This is a genomic window from Chitiniphilus eburneus, assembly GCF_005048205.1.
Taxonomy (GTDB): domain Bacteria; phylum Pseudomonadota; class Gammaproteobacteria; order Burkholderiales; family Chitinibacteraceae; genus Chitiniphilus; species Chitiniphilus eburneus.
This window is the reverse complement of record NZ_SUMF01000019.1, coordinates 1-15,289: the sequence shown is the minus strand read 5'-3', so window position 1 is coordinate 15,289 and position 15,289 is coordinate 1. Positions and strand designations below refer to the sequence as shown.

Sequence of the window (15,289 nt, the reverse complement as noted above, 5' to 3'; positions counted from 1 at the left end):
TCTTGATCGATTCCACTCCCCCCGCCCTCGCCGCCGCGAGGGGCCTCGCTTTGCTCGGGGGTGTTTTGCCAATGCTTGTGGCTGGTTGCTGGGTGCCTGGGGTGGTTTTGCAAACACTGGGCATCGTCGCGGCCGGCCGAAAACCGATCCTCAATCCTATTACCGCCCGCGTTTCCGGAACCCCATGAACGACACGTTCAAGATCCCAGCCTATCCAGTCCCGGCCGAAATCCGGCGGGACTGGCCGCGCGCCGAGTTTGGCATCGACCCGATCCAGGGTGCGGTGACCGAGGCGCTGGGCATGCGGCTGGCTTCGGCGTTCCAGCCGATCTACGCGCCGGATGGCATCACCGTGCTGGGCGAGGAGGCGCTGTTGCGCGCCAGTCTGCGCCGCAAGCCGCTGGCACCTCCTTCGGCCTTTGCCGCCGCACGTGCCAGCGATCTGCTGGTGGCGTTCGACCGGCTGTGCCGCACCTTGCACCTCATCAACTTTGCCGCCTACGCCCGCCCCCAGCGCTCGCTGTTCCTGAACGTACACCCGGAACTGCTGCCGGCGGTGGATGCGCATGGCGTCTACTTCGAACGCATTCTCGACAGCCAGGGTTTCCGCCCGCATGACGTGGTGCTGGAACTGCTGGAAAGCGATGCCGTCGCCGCCGATCCGCAAGCACTGCAACGCGCGGTGGGCAACTTCCGAGCGCGGGGCTATCGCATCGCGCTGGACGATTTCGGCCATGCACACGCCAACTTCGACCGGCTGTGGGCCGTGGCGCCGGACTACGTGAAGCTGGACCGCCAGTTGCTCAAGCTCGCCAGCAGCGATGCCACGGCACGCCGTGGTTACAAGCAACTGGCCACACTGCTGCGCGACACCGGCGCACTGGTGCTGGCCAAAGGCGTGGAAACGCCCGCCCAGCGCGAACTGGCACTGGAAGCTGGCGTCGATGGCCTGCAAGGCTACCTGTTGGGCGAACCCGGATACCGCGTATGAACGACCCCATCCAACAATGGCTGGCCGCAGGCGGCCGCATCATCATGCTGCCCGGCTGGCGCAGCTCCGGCCCCGAGCATTGGCAGAGCGTCTGGCAGGCGCGCTACCCCGGCATCGAACGCGTCGAACAGGCCGACTGGGAACACCCGGTGGCCGGCCCATGGGTACGCGCGCTGGATGCCCAACTGGGCGACAGCGATGCGCCAGTGATCCTGGTGGCGCACAGCCTGGGTTGCATCACCGTTGCCCACTGGTGCGCGCTGCACGGACGCGGCGGGCGCATCGCCGGCGCCCTGCTGGTGGCGCCGGCCGACGTGCGACGCCCCACGGTTCCGCACCAGTTCACCGGCTTCGTACCGCTACCGCAACGACCGCTGCCGTTCCCCACGCTGCTGATCGCCAGCGACGACGACCCCACCTGCCACCTCGACCGCGCCACCGCCTTTGCCGAGGCGTGGGGCGCGCGGCAGGTCACGCTGGCCGGCGCGGGCCATATCAACGTGGATTCCGGCCACGGCACCTGGCCGCAGGGCATTCGCTTCCTGCGCCAGGTACTGCAAAGCGCGCGGCGCGGCCGGCTGCACCAGCCACGCCCGCGCTCGCCGCGCACCCGCGACGGTGAATCGGTCGCTTCGCTGGAAGCCGCGCCCACGCTCATCCGCGCCGGGCTCGACAAGGCGCGGCACGGTGTTCGTACCATCGCCTACTGAGCGGCACAGCCCAGGCGCGACCCGAAGCGTTCCCGCGTCGCGCTGACCACTTTTCACAGCCTCATCGGACAAACGGCGTGCTTTGCTAGCAAGAGACAGCGCCCGACGGGCGCGCCCTCCTGCGAGCAACCGATGAACGACCCCAAACACCCTCTCCGCGCCTTGCGCATCACTCTGCTGCTCGCACTGCTGTTCGGCGCCCACGCCGCCCATGCCTCGATCGCCGTGGCGCCGCTGCCCCGGCAGGTCGACGTGACCGACGCACTGGACATCACCCTGCTGGTGTTCGACGACGGCCAGCCGGGCGAGCCGCCCACCGAACTACGCGCCAGCCTGACCGCCTACCCGCAACCGCCAGTGGCCGTCACCCTGCAACGCCTGCCCGACCCACCCACCATCCAGGGCCAGCCGCGCAAGGCACGCTATTCGGCCGCGATCCCCCCCACCGTACGCGGGCAGGTGCGGCTCGAACTGCTGGATCTGGATGTCGCGCCGATGCTGGTCACCGTGGCGCGCCGCACCGACGCCAACCCCGAGCCGGTGCCGCCGGTGACCGAAGTCAGCACCGCCACCACCGCCGTGCTGGATCAACCGGTGGCCGCCACCCAGGCGCCCGAGGAAAACCCCGCCGCGCTGTCGCGGTTTTCGTTCAACGAACCGATCTACATTGCAGCCGGCGTGAACGGCAACGAGTACACCCAGTTCCAGTTCAGCTTCAAGTTCCGCGTGTTCGAGCCAGACACCCCCACCTCGCGCGCGCTGACCGACAACCTTTACATTGGCTATACGCAATCGGCGCTGATGGACATCGCCGCCGATTCCTACCCCATACACGACTCGCTCTACCGCCCCAGCCTCTACTACTACCTGCCGGACACCGGCCTCTCGGCCGGCTGGCTCAAGCGCGTGGCATTCGCGGCGGGCTACGAGCATGAATCGAATGGCGAGGACGAACTGGATTCGCGCGCGGTGGACATGCTGTTCGTGAAGCCCACCTTCTACCTGGGCGACCCGGCCGACTGGCACTGGACCTTCTCACCCAAGGTCTACTACTACGCCAACAAGGGCGACTACAACCAGGACATCGCCAAATACCGGGGTTATGGCGACTACCTGTTCACCTTCGGCCACCCGCAATCGCTGGAACTGGCCGCCACACTGCGCACCGGCACCGCCGGCTACACCAGCGGCAAGGTCGAGGCCACCTACCCGCTGGCGCGCCTTTTCCCCAGCATGATGGGTTACCTCTACCTGAGCTATTTCGAGGGCTGGGGCGAAACGCTGCTGGATTACAACAAACGCAGCTCGGCGCAGTTCCGCGTTGGCTACAGCCTCTGGCGGTAACCCTGACACGGCGTGTTATTTCTTTGCGAAATATCAACAACTCTCAAAAGTATTTGATGGAATAACACTCGCATCGTAAATTCCATCACGTTCTTTCGAAAAAGATCGATAGATCGCAGAGAGATTAACCAAACGCCCAGTGTCCGTTTTCAGGCGCCCATTGCCCGAAGCGAGCGCTGCCCCCGGCGGCCCCCAGGAGAACAAGCATGAGCATCAAGTCCATCAACGTTCGCAACCAGTTCCGCGGCACCATCAAGGAAATCATCGAAGGCCCGGTGCTCTCCGAAGTGGACGTCACCACGCCGTCGGGCATCGTCACCTCGGTCATCACCACCCGCTCGGTCAAGGAACTGAACCTGAAGCCGGGCAGCGAAGTGATCGCCTTCGTCAAATCGACCGAGGTATCGATCGCCACGCTGTGAGCGGCTTTCGGCGACACCCAGGACGAATCGACCTTCAAACATGGCGCGAAGGACGATTCGCCCAAACGTCGTCGGCCCACCATCGGCCCGGCATTGCCGGGTCGAATCGTTGGTAACAGGACGGAGCCGCCCCCATGCCCCAGAACGAATCGAATCCCCCGCTACTGACCTTTTCCGATACCGAGAACAGCCCGCTCTCGATCCGCGCCAAGGCGCTGGTATTCGCCGACCCGCAATCGCGCCGGGTGCTGGAGGATGTGGAGCGCGTGGCGCCCTCCGAGGCGCCGGTACTGATCCACGGCGAAACCGGCACCGGCAAGGAGCTGGTGGCGCGCCACGTGCACCGCATCAGCGGCCGGCGCGGGCCGTTCCTCGCCGTCAATTGCGGCGCGATCACCGAAAACCTGGCCGAAGCCGAACTGTTCGGCCACGAGGCGGGTGCCTATACCGGCGCCGTCGGTAGCCGCGCCGGCTGGTTCGAATCCGCGCACGGCGGCACGCTGTTCCTGGACGAGATCGGCGATCTGCCGCTGGCGCTCCAGGTCAAGCTGTTGCGCGTCCTGCAGGAACACGAAGTGGTACGCGTCGGCGCGCGCAAGGCCACGGCCATCGACGTGCGGCTGGTGGCCGCCACCAACGTCGATCTGGCGCAGGCGGTGAGCGCCGGGCACTTTCGCCAGGATCTGTACTACCGCCTGAACGTGGTCAGCCTGACCCTGCCGCCGCTCCGGGCGCGCCGGGGCGACATCCTGCCGCTGGCCGAGTACTTCCTCGGCGTATACGCGCAGCGCCTGGGCCTGACCGTGCCGCAAGTGGGCGAAGCCGCCGTGCACGCGCTGCTGCATTACCCCTGGCCCGGCAATATCCGCGAGCTGGAAAACGTCATCCACTTTGCACTGCTGGTTTCCAGCGGCAAGACCATCGAACCGCGCCACCTCAAGCTGAATGGCGGCATCGCCACCAGCGGCGCGCCGTCGGGCCCGCCACTGGAAGTGATCGCCGGCGAACTGCGCCGCCTGTTCTCCGCGCCAGGCGAGCACCTGTTCGACGATCTGGAAGACCTGATCGTGCGCGAAGCGTATCGCCATGCCCGGCACAATCAGGTGCGCAGCGCCGAACTGCTGGGCGTGACGCGCAACGTATTGCGTACCCTGCTCAAACGCCACGGCCTGCTACCCGAGCTGGAATCCGCCGGCAAGTAACGTCAGGCGCCGCTCCTGGCCCCCACTGGACGCGGCGCCCGCTCGGCCACGGCGTACACCGCGCGCCCGCTGGCCATGCGTCTGGGTTCCCGCGCCACCCAAGGCCCGGCTCATCGCCATTCAGGGCATTTCGCCTGCGGCGCGGGGCTTTATCGTCCACGCTTTACCCGGCAATCGCCCCCACGGTCGCCACCTCAACCACAGCAATGGCCCGCGGGCCAGGAGAATGGAATGGAATACCGCAAACTGGGTCGCACCGACCTGGAAGTCAGCGTGATCGGCCTGGGTACCATGACCTGGGGCGAGCAGAACAGCGAGGCCGATGCCCACGCACAGCTCGACTACGCCCTGTCGCGCGGCGTGACACTGGTCGATACCGCCGAGATGTACCCGGTGCCGCCCACCGCCGAAACGCAGGGCCGCACCGAAAGCCACATCGGAACCTGGCTGGCGCGCAGCGGCCGGCGCCAGGATATCGTGCTGGCCACCAAGGCCGCCGGCCCGCAGCGCCAGCCACACCAGCCGCGCTACCTGCGCGGCGGCAATGCGCGGCACGATCGCGCCAATCTCACCCAGGCCTTGCACGACAGCCTGGCGCGCTTGCAAACCGACTACATCGACCTCTACCAGTTGCACTGGCCCGACCGCAGCACCAACACCTTCGGCCGGCTGGGTTATCCCTGGATCGAGGATGAGGACAGCGTACCGATCGAAGAGACGCTGGCCGTCCTCCAGGATTTCGTCCAGCAGGGCAAGGTGCGGCATATCGGCGTTTCCAACGAAACGCCCTGGGGCCTGTCGCGGTTCCTCAAGGCAGCCGACAGTGTGGGCCTGCCGCGCATCGTATCGATCCAGAATCCCTACAGCCTGCTCAACCGCACGTTCGAGATCGGCCTAGCCGAATTCAGCCACCGCGAACAGGTGGGCCTGCTGGCCTACTCACCGCTGGCCTTCGGCGTGCTGTCGGGCAAATACCTGAACGGCGCACGCCCCGCCGGCAGCCGCCTGGCGCTGTACGACCGCTTTGTCCGCTACTCCGGCGCCACCGCCGAGGCCGCAACGCGCGAATACGTACAACTGGCGCAGTCGCTGGGCCTGTCGCCCGCCACACTGGCGCTCTCCTACGTCAACAGCCGCCCCTTCGTCACCAGCAACCTGATCGGCGCCACCACCCTGGCGCAATTGCAGGAAAACATCGACAGCATCGACGTCACGCTGGGCGAGGAAGCGCTGCGCCAGCTCGACGCCATCCACGGCCGGCATCCGAATCCTGCGCCGTAAGGGGGACTACGCCCCATTACGGCGCAGGGTGAGGTGTGAGGTGTGAGGTGTAAGCGTAAAAACAGAACCGTATGGTTTTGGCTTTTGACATTACCCCTCACACCTCACACCTCACTCCTCAAACCTCAACAACCTCAAACCTCAAACCTCAAACCTCAAACCTCAAACCTCAAACCTCAAACCCAACAAAAAGACATATCAAAAACAAAATTAAGTATTAACTGGAATATAGAAGCGCTGATAGTCTGCTCTCAGACGCGGCCCTCGCATCCGATGGCCGCGGTTGAGCCGCCATGCGGCAACCGTCCCGGCCGATCGCCGGGCAAGGAGCGAGCATGCAAGCCTACGTCGTCGGCGCCGATACCCTCGGCAATATCCCGCAACTGCTGGCCGAGTACGGCATCCGTATCGGCCACCACGTCACCGGACGCAATCCGTCGCATCAGCGCACGCCCAGTGGCATCAAGGGCATGGACCTGGTCATCCTGTTCACCGACTTTCTCGGCCACAACGTGATGCGCAACTACCGCGACGCCGCCCAAAAGCAGAACGTGCGTTTCGTTGCGTGCCGCCGCTCCACCTGCGCGCTGGCGCTCTCGCTGGATAAACTCGGCGCCAGCCGCTGCGCCGAATGCCCCCGGCATCGCTCCGCCCCCCACTGACGAACCCACGCGTCAATCCAACGCCCGACAGCAGCATGCCCGCTTCCGCATCGACGAAGCATCGATGCGAACAGCGGGCATGAGAGAAAGGGGCATTGCGCCCGGGGAGCCAATCTTCCTTCGCAACCGCATTGAAGGTCGATTCGCCCCCAGGGTTTACTTCAGTGTTCGTAGGCGGGAATGCTGCAAACCGGGCCCATCCTGCTGCGCACCAGGTTTCTCAGCGCCTTGATGTCCAGATCGTGTTCCTCGCACTCGCAACCGGCGATGCACTTCACCGCCAGCTTCGCCTGCTCCGGATTGTGCCGGGGATCCCAGATCAGACCCAGGGGCCGCACGATCACGAAAGCGGGCTTCAAGGCCGCATCATGCGCCAACACCACCTTGTCGAACGCATCGGTGAGGCAAGCCAGGACAAAATCCAGATACGGGCCGTCCAGTTGTTCGGTATCCCATTCCTTCTCGACGGCTCTGAGGTTAGGGTGAAAACTCTGGATATGCAGCGGGTAGGACGTAACAGCGTGCGCTGGTGGCATGGGACTAATCTCCTTACATCTCGGTCTCAAATGGAGGCGCCTTGTGGGCGCCGTGGCCTCTTCACAACGATGAAGGGCCTGGCGTGTCCGGTAAATCGGACTTTTCTATTTAGAGACTAGCCAGCGGTAAGAGCGGGTTTCCAGGCAGTAAAGGAGTGCCATACCATATAACCAAAAGCTGTTGCACCGCAGCATCGGCGGCGGGGTCTCCCCCCCCAAAAAAAACGGGCCCGAAGGCCCGCGAATCACTCTCCCAGAGAAAAACCTGATACGGCGCGTTCGCTTCAGATCGCGCTGGTGGCATCCGGCGGCGACCCGCCCTCGCCTTCCCAACGATGCAGATCCTTGTCCTCCGGCTGTGCCGGCCGACGTTGGCGATCGTGCTTGCAGCAGCAGGCCAGGGCGGCAAGCCCCAGGCCCAGCAGAATCCAGCTCTTGCGTGTCATGGTGTGCTCCCGGTGGGCAGGCGGCGATGGCGCCGGATCAACCCTTCGCCTTCAGCGTCAGATTGTTGGTCACCTCGCTCACGCCCTCCACGCCGCGCGCCACTTGCTCGGCCTGGGTACGTTGCGCTTCGTTTTCCACTTCGCCGGTGAGCGACACGTGGTTGCCGTTGCTGTCCACATTCACCGTCAGCGTCTTCAGGCTGACATCGGCGGCGAGGGCGGCCTTCACCTTGGCGGTCAGCGCGGCATTGCTCACTGCATTGCCGGCACTGTCGGCGGCCGACGCGGTGGCGGCGGCGGCGCTCTCGGCCATGCTCGGGCTGGCCTCGACCGGAGTCGGGTCGGCCACGGCCGGGGCGCTGGCCGCGTAGTTGGTGTTGTCGGCAACCGGCTCTTCCTTCTTGCCGCAAGCGGTAAGCAGGCCAGCCAGCAGCAGCGGCGCGAGCGCCAGGGTGACGGTACGGTGATTCATCGGTATCTCCTTTGGTATGGATGGCGCAAGGCCTCGAAACGGCGCAGCTACAGCCAGTACGGTCGCGCCTGATAAAAATCGTGCAGGGATTGCGCCCAGTCGCAGTTGCTCATGTCCGGCCACGCGGCAGCGTCGAACGCGGGGGCCTTGGCCGGATCGGCCTGCGTGGTATTGAGCACGAAGCGACGCTCGTGCGGGGCATGCGCCAGCGCATGCCAGGGCACGGCGGTGAGTTGCGCGGCGCCCTTGGCACCGCTCAGCGCAACCACCACATAGGCGAGCCGCCCCTGATGCAGATCGACGATGAAACTGCGCACTTCGCCCAGCACCTGGCTATCGGTGTCGGTGAGCGTGTAGACCTGTAGTTCGTCCATGGCGGCGAGGCAGGCACCGGGGCCGCTATGGCCTTCCGGTGTGGCCGGCGAACCGGGCGACGATTCAACCGCCGCCAGCTTGTCCGCGGGCGGGATGGTGCGGGCGGGCGGCGCCTCGACGTGCTCGTCGGTGTCGTAGACGATGCCGCTGCTGAGATTCCAGGTGGACATGACGATCTCCCGAGGCCGTTACCAGCCCCTGACGGTGCGGGTCGCGCCATCCGCCTGCCAGCGGTCGGCGCGGCGCGCGGGCCGCTGGGTCTTGCGGTGGATACTGTCCGGGTCCACGTGACGGGCGCGCACGGTACGCGCGGCAGGCGCGCTCAGGCGTACGTCCAGCTCGTCGAGGCGATCCGGGTCGAGGTCGAAATCGATGCGCATGATCCGGCCCTCAGGCGGTGGCATACCGCGCTTCGCGGCGCGCGTATTCGTTGAGGCGGTTGTAGAGCGTCTTCAGGCTCACCCCGAGCACTTCCGCTGTCTTGCGTTTGTTGCCGGCGAACTTGTCCAGCGTGGCGATGATCATGCGGCGCTCCATGTCGGGCAGCGAGGTGCCGACCTCGAACTCAAGCATGCCGGGCCGCGTGGCGGGGCGGGAGCCCATGCCGGGCATGGCGTTTTCCGGGTCTACCTCCACCCAGTTCTCGCTCATGATGTAGGCACGTTGCAGGCAGTTCTTCAGCTCGCGGACATTGCCGGGCCAGGCATGGCGCAGGATCGCGGCCTCGCTGGCTTCGGTGAGCTTTTTCTGCGTACCGTGCTCTCGGTTCAGCTCGCCGAGAAAATGGCGCGCCAGCAACAGCACGTCGGCGGCGCGTTCGCGCAGCGGCGGCAGCGCAATGGGGAACACCGCCAGGCGATAGAGCAGGTCTTCGCGCAACGCGCCTTCCGCCACGGCCTGATGCGGATCGCGGTTGGTCGCGGCCACCACCCGCACATTGCAGCGCATTTCGCGCTCGCCACCCACGCGGGTGAAGCAGCGCGTTTCCAGCACGCGCAGCAGACGCACCTGCATGTCCAGCGGCATTTCGGTGATTTCGTCGAGGAACAACGTGCCGCCCTCGGCGCGCTCGAACACGCCCGGATGGGTGCGGTTGGCGCCGGTGAACGCGCCCTTTTCGTAGCCGAACAGCTCGGCTTCGATCAGAGAACCGGGCAAGGCGCCGCAGTTGACGGCCACGAACGGCGCATCGGCCCGCGCGCTGAGCTGATGCACTGTCTGCGCCACCAGCTCCTTACCGCAGCCGCTTTCGCCGACCACCAGCACCGCCGCCTCGGTGGGCGCCACGCGCTCCACCATGGCAAAGACTTCACGCATGGCCGGCGATGCGCCGTACATCATGCCGAACCGGGTGAGCTCCGAAGGCTCACGGGGCACAGCGCCGCGCATCGGCATTGCGACCACATTGTCGCGCCGGGCGTCGCTGGCGTAATCGTAGTGTGAATCGAACATGGGAACCCCTCGCTGTGTTACCGGAAAGACAGGGCGGGTTTGCCCCTTGGGCGAAGCGGTCGAACCGCCTCTAGGTCGCGTGAACCATGCCTAGCAGCGTACGCACCGGCCCGCGCGATGAGCACACTGCGCATTCCGAAGCTGGCGTCAGTGCTGCCGCAAAGCGTTGTCGGACAGGGACTACACCCGCCCGACCCGGTTGCCACCGGGCAGGCACGCATCGTGCATGGACAAGCAGGAACCGAACGGAGCACGGACATGGCCGAAACACCGCAACAAGCAGAAACACCCTGGCACGCAGCCGGGCGCCAGGCCGGTACCGCCATCAAGCTGATCGGCAATGCGGTGTCGTGCTGGTCGGCGCATCGCGGCGCCACCATGGGCGCGGCGATTGCGTTCTACACGCTGTTCTCGATGGGGCCGGTGCTGATCATCGCCATTGCCATCGCCGGCTATTTCTACGGCCGGGATGCGGCTCAGGTGGAGCTGATGACCGAAATCCAGGCGCTGATGGGGCCGAACGCCGCCACCGCCGTGGGCGCGGTGATCGAAAGCGCGCAGATCGACAACCAACCCACATGGCACACGTTGCTGGCACTGGGCACGAGCATATTCGCCGCCACCACGGTGTTCAGCGAACTGAAGGGCAGCCTGGACGTGATCTGGGGTACGCGCAAACACAAGCACAGCAGCGTTTACCTGCTGGTAAAAACCCGGTTGCTGTCATTCGGCATCGTGGTCAGCGCCGGCTTCGTACTGCTGGTTTCCCTGCTGGTTTCCACCGGGCTGACCCTGGTGCAGAGCCGCTATGCCGGCTGGTTCGGCAATCAACTGGCGATCATGGCGATCGTCAACGCGGCGGTGACAATGGCCGTGGTCACGCTTCTGTTCGCGGCGATCTACAAACTGCTGCCCGACCGCTTCATTCCATGGCGCGACGTGTGGTTCAGCTCGATCATCACCGCCGCGCTGTACATGGGCGGCAAGAGCCTGATCGCGCTCTACCTGGGCACCACAGCGGTGGGCTCCTCCTACGGCGCGGCCGGCGCGCTGGTGCTGGTACTGGTCTGGATCTTCTATGCCGCGCAAATTTTTCTCTTCGGTGCAGAGCTTGCAAGGCAGGTGACGATTTTCCGCACCGGCACGCGCGCGGCGGACAAACAAGCAGCACGGCGCGAAGCACGATCCCTCGACCCCACTCCGGTGGCAGCGACGGACAACTGATCGCCCCCGCCTGACGGGCATTCTTCCCCGACGCGTGAGATCGTCCAGCGCAAATTTTTTTCTTTCAAAAATCTTTCAAATCAATTTTCTTCTACACGCGCACCGCGAGAGCATTACTCGAATGCAGCGCTTTTTTCCGTCAGGACCTTCAGCCTTCCCTACCTACAGCACATACATTTCGTAAGAAATATGACTTGCAAGCAAGAAATATTTTATTGGGTGCGAAAGAAAGCACGGGTATAGTCGGCGCTTCCGACTGACCGGCACAGGACAGCGGCACCACTGGGAACACGACCGTACATGTCGCGATGCCTCGGCATCGACCCTGGAGATCGACCGATGCACCGTACCGCCATCCCCCTGCTCACCGCCTGCCTGCTCGCCCCCCTGGCGTGGGCCACCCCACCGCTCCCCGAATGGCGCGAAAGCGACGGTTACCTGATCGGCGTGATCGTGCAATACCAAGGCCAGACCTACCGCGCACTGCAATCGCACACCGCGCAAAAAGGCGCCAACTGGAACCCCGCGTCCACCCCCGCGCTATGGCAACTGCACCACGGCCCGGTACAACGCTGCACCCCCTGGCAAGCTGGCTACAGCTACGCCCTGGGCGACCAGATTCGTTTCGAAGGCGACTACTACCGCGCCCGCCAGGCGCATACCGCCCACAAAGGCACCGAATGGCAGCCGCCCCGCGTGCCAGCACTGTGGCAACCAATCCAACAATGCGAAGCCGTCACCCCGATCCCACCGGGCAACACCGACACCATCAACGGCATCAAAGTCCCGCCCGATCCCGGCGCGGCCGGCCGCAAAACCCTGGCCGGCATCGACGCCGACCAGGACGGCGTGCGCGATGACGTACAGCGCTTTTTGGCGCAGGAAGTGGGCCAGCACCCGGCGCGGTTCAAGTACGCGATGGAGATGGCGCGGATTACGCAGTTGGAGATTTTAAGTGCAAGTGGGAATGATAGGGAGAAGGTTCGAGCGCTAACAAACCAATGGAGCCTTGCATTGGATTGTTTTTATGAAACCTACAAGGACTCTACGGAAGATTATGATTGGCGACTGAATTTTTCTAAAAAGGTGTCCGCGCTGCATGCAAATACGCCTGATCGCATGGCAGCTATTAAGCACAGTGATGCCATGGCTGGCGGAATGATGTTTCACTCCCCAGTTCGTTATCAATGCGACTGAGGGGGAAAAGATGAAAATAAAATTGGCGATTGCCAGTATTTTCCTGGCAACTAATGCGTGGGCAGAGTTGACTCCGTGTGATCAAATTCCTGCTGTAGTTCATATCAACGGAATTACTACACCAAAAGAAAATGCTATCAATAGCCAGAAGATGCTGGGAAGAATGTTGGCAGAGAAGTTCGGCCACCCCGTCAAAACCGACCTCGCCTACAACCAAACCCACGGCTTCTTCGCCGACATCGCTCAGACCTTCTACCAACTCAGCCAGCAAAACCCCGATACCGCCCCCGAAAAAATCGCCGAGGCGCTGCTCTACGGCAATGCGCCCGAAGGCATGGATGCCCGCGTGGCCGAAGCGGCGATCCGCTATTACCAGGCCAAGGCCGAGCAGGCTGCCCTGGCGCAACTGACGCTGGATGAGGAAAGTGAAATCCTGCGCGATATCCGCCGTGCCACCGCCGAGGCCGATAAGGTGCTGCTGGTGCCGCATTCGCAAGGCAATCTGTTTGCCAATCGCATGTATACCCTGCTCACCGATAGCGGTGAGTTACGTCCTCAGGACTTGCGCATCCACGGTTTTGCTTCGCCGGCCGACCGGGTGCTCGGTAACGGCAGCTATCTCACTTCGCGCCACGACGTGGTGATCAGCAGTCTGGATATCCTGCGCAAGGTGCTGCCGCACAATATCGAGATTCCCTTTACCAAAGCGGATGTCCTGGGGCATGGATTCAAGGAGGTGTATCTCAATCCCAGCTTGAATGGGCGGGAGGCCGCCACTGCTGGTTTGCTTGCGGCGATGGTGGCGATGAATACCACTCCTTATCCAGCGGACATTGCCGATTCGATGCTATCGCGAGCGCCGCTGATCTTTGATTTTTACGGACCACCCTTCAATCAACAGCTTTGGCAAGCCGCAGGTTGGGATCGACCCCAAGGATTCAGTGACCCGGATTTTTATGGCAACAATATTGCATGGCTCTACCTGAAAGGGCCACGTGGCGTTTATTCCCCGCTGCTTTATCGGGGGGATGATATCCCGAGAGGTTTCATGATAACGACCGTAGTCGGGATTGCGACCGGATTCAGGGATCAAGACGACCGTTATCACTATGTTTATGGGCTGACGTGCGACATGTATCCCGAAACGCTCGGCTCCAGGCTGGAACCGGGCACATACGAAATATTGGGCGACTATGTTTATCAACCCTGGGAAGGAAAGCCCGACGTGCTCCTCAATGAGCAAAACAACTTCGCATTGACCTACCAAGGGACCCGCCGCAATTATCTATTCGGGCAGGCCACCCAACGGCGGGCATTTGATGATCAAATCATCGGGCTGGACGACGGCTCCCGGAATGCTTTTGGGTATTTCAGCTTGGTCTTGGGAAAAATCATCGTCACCCAGAACGAAACCACTGGCCGCTACAAAATCGACTGGCAACCCACCCCCGAACTTGCCGCCACCGAAGTCGCGCCATAACGCATCGCCACCAAGACATCCCCTACATAACTCGACCGACCACTACAGGCTCGGCGTACCCCACTGGACCTACGTATCCATCCCCTCATGATGCGGCGTATTACACGCCGCAGGAGCTTCAATCGAATGCGTAAACCTGTCCTGGCTGGATTGCTCGCCGCCGCCACCCTGGTCCCCGCCTGGGCCACCCCACCGCTGCCCGAATGGCGCGAAAGCGACGGCTACCTGATCGGCGTGGTCGTGCAATACCAAGGCCAGACCTACCGCGCACTGCAATCGCACACCGCGCAAAAAGGCGCCAACTGGAACCCCGCGTCCACCCCCGCGCTGTGGCAACTGCACCATGGCCCGGTACAACGCTGCGCCCCCTGGCAAGCTGGCTACAGCTACGCCCTGGGCGACCAGATTCGTTTCGAAGGCGATTACTACCGCGCCCGCCAGGCGCATACCGCCCACAAAGGCACCGAATGGCAACCGCCCCGCGTGCCAGCACTGTGGCAACCAATCCAACAATGCGAAGCCGTCACCCCGATCCCACCGGGCAACACCGACACCATCAACGGCATCAAAGTCCCGCCCAATCCCGGCGCGGCCGGCCGCAAGACGCTGGCCGGCATCGACGCCGACCAAGACGGCGTGCGCGATGACGTACAGCGCTTTCTGGCGCAGGAAGTGGGTCAGCACCCGGCGCGGTTCAAGTACGCGATGGAGATGGCGCGGCTTGCCCAGCAACAAATATTGACGGTCAATGGAAATGACCGTGAACACGCAAGGGCTTTATTGAATGAATGGGGTATTGCGTCCGATTGCTTTGAGCGATCCTACAAAGACTCCACTGAAGACTATGATTGGAGATTAATGTTTTTTAAAAAGCAAAACTCACTCCAATATAACACTGCGGACCGTTTAAGCGCTTACCATCGCTATTCAGAGCTATTGAGTGGCATGGTTTTTGGCTCTCCAGTTGTTTATCAGTGCGATTAAGGAGATCACCATGAAATTCTCCTGGATACTGGCAGGTTTGATTTTTACAACAAACACATGGGCAGCACTGACAAAGTGCGATCAAGTTCCGCATGTGATGCACATTAATGGAATTACTACGCCAATTCTGGATGCAAGAAAAAGCAAAGATATGCTGCAACAGGTTATCCAGGAAAATCTCGGTCACCCCGTCCCCACCGACCTCGCCTACAACCAAACCCACGGCTTCTTCGCCGACATCGCCCAGACCTTCTACCAGCTCAGCCAGCAAAACCCCGACACCGCCCCCGAAAAAATCGCCGAGGCGCTGCTTTACGGCAATGCCCCCGAAGGCATGGATGCGCGCGTGGCCGAAGCGGCAATCCGCTATTACCAGGCCAAGGCCGAGCAGGCCGCCTTGGCGCAACTGACGCTGGATGAGGAAAGTGAAATCCTGCGCGATATCCGCCGCGCCACCGCCGAGGCCGACAAGGTGCTGCTGGTGCCGCATTCGCAAGGCAATCTGTTTGCC

Annotated in this window: 18 protein-coding genes; 12 read left to right on the top strand and 6 right to left on the bottom strand. The window is 63.1% G+C overall.

The window, feature by feature from the left end:
• The first annotated feature begins 184 nt into the window (after nt 1-184).
• The 7 genes from FAZ21_RS14310 to FAZ21_RS14280 all read left to right on the top strand — a co-directional run bounded on the left by FAZ21_RS14310 (nt 185) and on the right by FAZ21_RS14280 (nt 6,612).
• Entirely contained in the window at nt 185-991 is an 807-nt protein-coding gene (locus FAZ21_RS14310) for an EAL domain-containing protein (protein ID WP_169307412.1), read from the top strand.
• Nucleotides 988-1,701 carry an RBBP9/YdeN family alpha/beta hydrolase gene (locus FAZ21_RS14305; protein ID WP_246038666.1) on the top strand — a complete coding sequence of 238 codons (714 nt, stop codon included), beginning with the start codon at nt 988-990 and terminating at the stop codon, nt 1,699-1,701. The genes FAZ21_RS14310 and FAZ21_RS14305 overlap by 4 nt, the downstream gene beginning before the upstream one ends.
• A 132-nt stretch (nt 1,702-1,833) precedes the next feature.
• Nucleotides 1,834-3,045 (top strand): phospholipase A, encoded by a 1,212-nt coding sequence (locus FAZ21_RS14300; protein WP_136774125.1) that lies wholly within the window; start codon nt 1,834-1,836, stop codon nt 3,043-3,045.
• Between the two features lie 206 nt (nt 3,046-3,251).
• A complete protein-coding gene (locus tag FAZ21_RS14295) occupies nt 3,252-3,467 on the top strand; it encodes a TOBE domain-containing protein (protein ID WP_136774124.1) in 216 nt (71 codons plus the stop codon).
• Nucleotides 3,468-3,601: 134 nt separating this feature from the next.
• Entirely contained in the window at nt 3,602-4,669 is a 1,068-nt protein-coding gene (locus tag FAZ21_RS14290) for a sigma-54 interaction domain-containing protein (RefSeq protein ID WP_136774123.1), read from the top strand.
• Between the two features lie 231 nt (nt 4,670-4,900).
• A complete protein-coding gene (locus FAZ21_RS14285) occupies nt 4,901-5,950 on the top strand; it encodes an NADP(H)-dependent aldo-keto reductase (RefSeq protein ID WP_136774122.1) in 1,050 nt (349 codons plus the stop codon).
• A gap of 335 nt (nt 5,951-6,285) precedes the next feature.
• Nucleotides 6,286-6,612 carry a DUF2325 domain-containing protein gene (locus FAZ21_RS14280; protein ID WP_136774121.1) on the top strand — a complete coding sequence of 109 codons (327 nt, stop codon included), beginning with the start codon at nt 6,286-6,288 and terminating at the stop codon, nt 6,610-6,612.
• Between the two features lie 161 nt (nt 6,613-6,773).
• On the opposite strand, the gene FAZ21_RS14275 is transcribed toward FAZ21_RS14280, so the two are convergent.
• From FAZ21_RS14275 to FAZ21_RS14255, 6 genes are all read right to left on the bottom strand, one after another.
• Nucleotides 6,774-7,148 carry a hypothetical protein gene (locus FAZ21_RS14275; protein ID WP_136774120.1) on the bottom strand — a complete coding sequence of 125 codons (375 nt, stop codon included), beginning with the start codon at nt 7,146-7,148 and terminating at the stop codon, nt 6,774-6,776.
• Between the two features lie 284 nt (nt 7,149-7,432).
• Nucleotides 7,433-7,594 carry a hypothetical protein gene (locus FAZ21_RS20335; RefSeq protein ID WP_169307411.1) on the bottom strand — a complete coding sequence of 54 codons (162 nt, stop codon included), beginning with the start codon at nt 7,592-7,594 and terminating at the stop codon, nt 7,433-7,435.
• Between the two features lie 37 nt (nt 7,595-7,631).
• The gene (locus FAZ21_RS14270) at nt 7,632-8,066 is read right to left on the bottom strand and encodes a BON domain-containing protein (protein WP_136774119.1); all 435 of its coding nucleotides are present in this window, start codon (nt 8,064-8,066) and stop codon (nt 7,632-7,634) included.
• Nucleotides 8,067-8,113: 47 nt separating this feature from the next.
• Nucleotides 8,114-8,611, bottom strand: a complete 498-nt coding sequence (locus tag FAZ21_RS14265; RefSeq protein ID WP_136774118.1) for a PRC-barrel domain-containing protein — start codon at nt 8,609-8,611, stop codon at nt 8,114-8,116.
• Nucleotides 8,612-8,629: 18 nt separating this feature from the next.
• Nucleotides 8,630-8,845, bottom strand: coding sequence for a hypothetical protein (locus tag FAZ21_RS14260; protein ID WP_136774117.1), 216 nt, complete (start codon nt 8,843-8,845; stop codon nt 8,630-8,632).
• The gene (locus FAZ21_RS14255; RefSeq protein WP_136774116.1) at nt 8,832-9,893 is read right to left on the bottom strand and encodes a sigma-54 interaction domain-containing protein; all 1,062 of its coding nucleotides are present in this window, start codon (nt 9,891-9,893) and stop codon (nt 8,832-8,834) included. The genes FAZ21_RS14260 and FAZ21_RS14255 overlap by 14 nt, the downstream gene beginning before the upstream one ends.
• A 258-nt stretch (nt 9,894-10,151) precedes the next feature.
• On the opposite strand from FAZ21_RS14255, the gene FAZ21_RS14250 reads away from it, so the two are divergent.
• The 5 genes from FAZ21_RS14250 to FAZ21_RS14230 all read left to right on the top strand — a co-directional run.
• On the top strand, nt 10,152-11,117 hold the full coding sequence (locus FAZ21_RS14250; RefSeq protein ID WP_169307410.1) for a YihY/virulence factor BrkB family protein: 966 nt from the start codon (nt 10,152-10,154) through the stop codon (nt 11,115-11,117).
• A gap of 339 nt (nt 11,118-11,456) precedes the next feature.
• Nucleotides 11,457-12,314 (top strand): carbohydrate-binding protein, encoded by an 858-nt coding sequence (locus FAZ21_RS14245; RefSeq protein ID WP_136774114.1) that lies wholly within the window; start codon nt 11,457-11,459, stop codon nt 12,312-12,314.
• A 10-nt stretch (nt 12,315-12,324) separates the two neighbouring features.
• Nucleotides 12,325-13,794, top strand: a complete 1,470-nt coding sequence (locus FAZ21_RS14240; protein WP_136774113.1) for a hypothetical protein — start codon at nt 12,325-12,327, stop codon at nt 13,792-13,794.
• A gap of 126 nt (nt 13,795-13,920) precedes the next feature.
• The gene (locus tag FAZ21_RS14235; RefSeq protein WP_136774112.1) at nt 13,921-14,778 is read left to right on the top strand and encodes a carbohydrate-binding protein; all 858 of its coding nucleotides are present in this window, start codon (nt 13,921-13,923) and stop codon (nt 14,776-14,778) included.
• A 10-nt stretch (nt 14,779-14,788) separates the two neighbouring features.
• On the top strand, nt 14,789-15,289 hold a 501-nt coding region (locus tag FAZ21_RS14230; RefSeq protein ID WP_136774111.1), incomplete at its 3' end, for a hypothetical protein.

Coding starts and splice junctions, on each gene's coding strand:
- FAZ21_RS14290 (WP_136774123.1), top strand. CDS start 3,602: ATGCCCCAGAACGAATCGAATCCCCCGCTACTGACCTTTTCCGATACC.
- FAZ21_RS14310 (WP_169307412.1), top strand. CDS start 185: ATGAACGACACGTTCAAGATCCCAGCCTATCCAGTCCCGGCCGAAATC.
- FAZ21_RS14240 (WP_136774113.1), top strand. CDS start 12,325: ATGAAAATAAAATTGGCGATTGCCAGTATTTTCCTGGCAACTAATGCG.
- FAZ21_RS14295 (WP_136774124.1), top strand. CDS start 3,252: ATGAGCATCAAGTCCATCAACGTTCGCAACCAGTTCCGCGGCACCATC.
- FAZ21_RS14255 (WP_136774116.1), bottom strand. CDS start 9,893: ATGTTCGATTCACACTACGATTACGCCAGCGACGCCCGGCGCGACAAT.
- FAZ21_RS14280 (WP_136774121.1), top strand. CDS start 6,286: ATGCAAGCCTACGTCGTCGGCGCCGATACCCTCGGCAATATCCCGCAA.
- FAZ21_RS14300 (WP_136774125.1), top strand. CDS start 1,834: ATGAACGACCCCAAACACCCTCTCCGCGCCTTGCGCATCACTCTGCTG.
- FAZ21_RS14305 (WP_246038666.1), top strand. CDS start 988: ATGAACGACCCCATCCAACAATGGCTGGCCGCAGGCGGCCGCATCATC.
- FAZ21_RS14270 (WP_136774119.1), bottom strand. CDS start 8,066: ATGAATCACCGTACCGTCACCCTGGCGCTCGCGCCGCTGCTGCTGGCT.
- FAZ21_RS14285 (WP_136774122.1), top strand. CDS start 4,901: ATGGAATACCGCAAACTGGGTCGCACCGACCTGGAAGTCAGCGTGATC.
- FAZ21_RS14245 (WP_136774114.1), top strand. CDS start 11,457: ATGCACCGTACCGCCATCCCCCTGCTCACCGCCTGCCTGCTCGCCCCC.
- FAZ21_RS14260 (WP_136774117.1), bottom strand. CDS start 8,845: ATGCCACCGCCTGAGGGCCGGATCATGCGCATCGATTTCGACCTCGAC.
- FAZ21_RS20335 (WP_169307411.1), bottom strand. CDS start 7,594: ATGACACGCAAGAGCTGGATTCTGCTGGGCCTGGGGCTTGCCGCCCTG.
- FAZ21_RS14265 (WP_136774118.1), bottom strand. CDS start 8,611: ATGTCCACCTGGAATCTCAGCAGCGGCATCGTCTACGACACCGACGAG.
- FAZ21_RS14250 (WP_169307410.1), top strand. CDS start 10,152: ATGGCCGAAACACCGCAACAAGCAGAAACACCCTGGCACGCAGCCGGG.
- FAZ21_RS14275 (WP_136774120.1), bottom strand. CDS start 7,148: ATGCCACCAGCGCACGCTGTTACGTCCTACCCGCTGCATATCCAGAGT.
- FAZ21_RS14235 (WP_136774112.1), top strand. CDS start 13,921: ATGCGTAAACCTGTCCTGGCTGGATTGCTCGCCGCCGCCACCCTGGTC.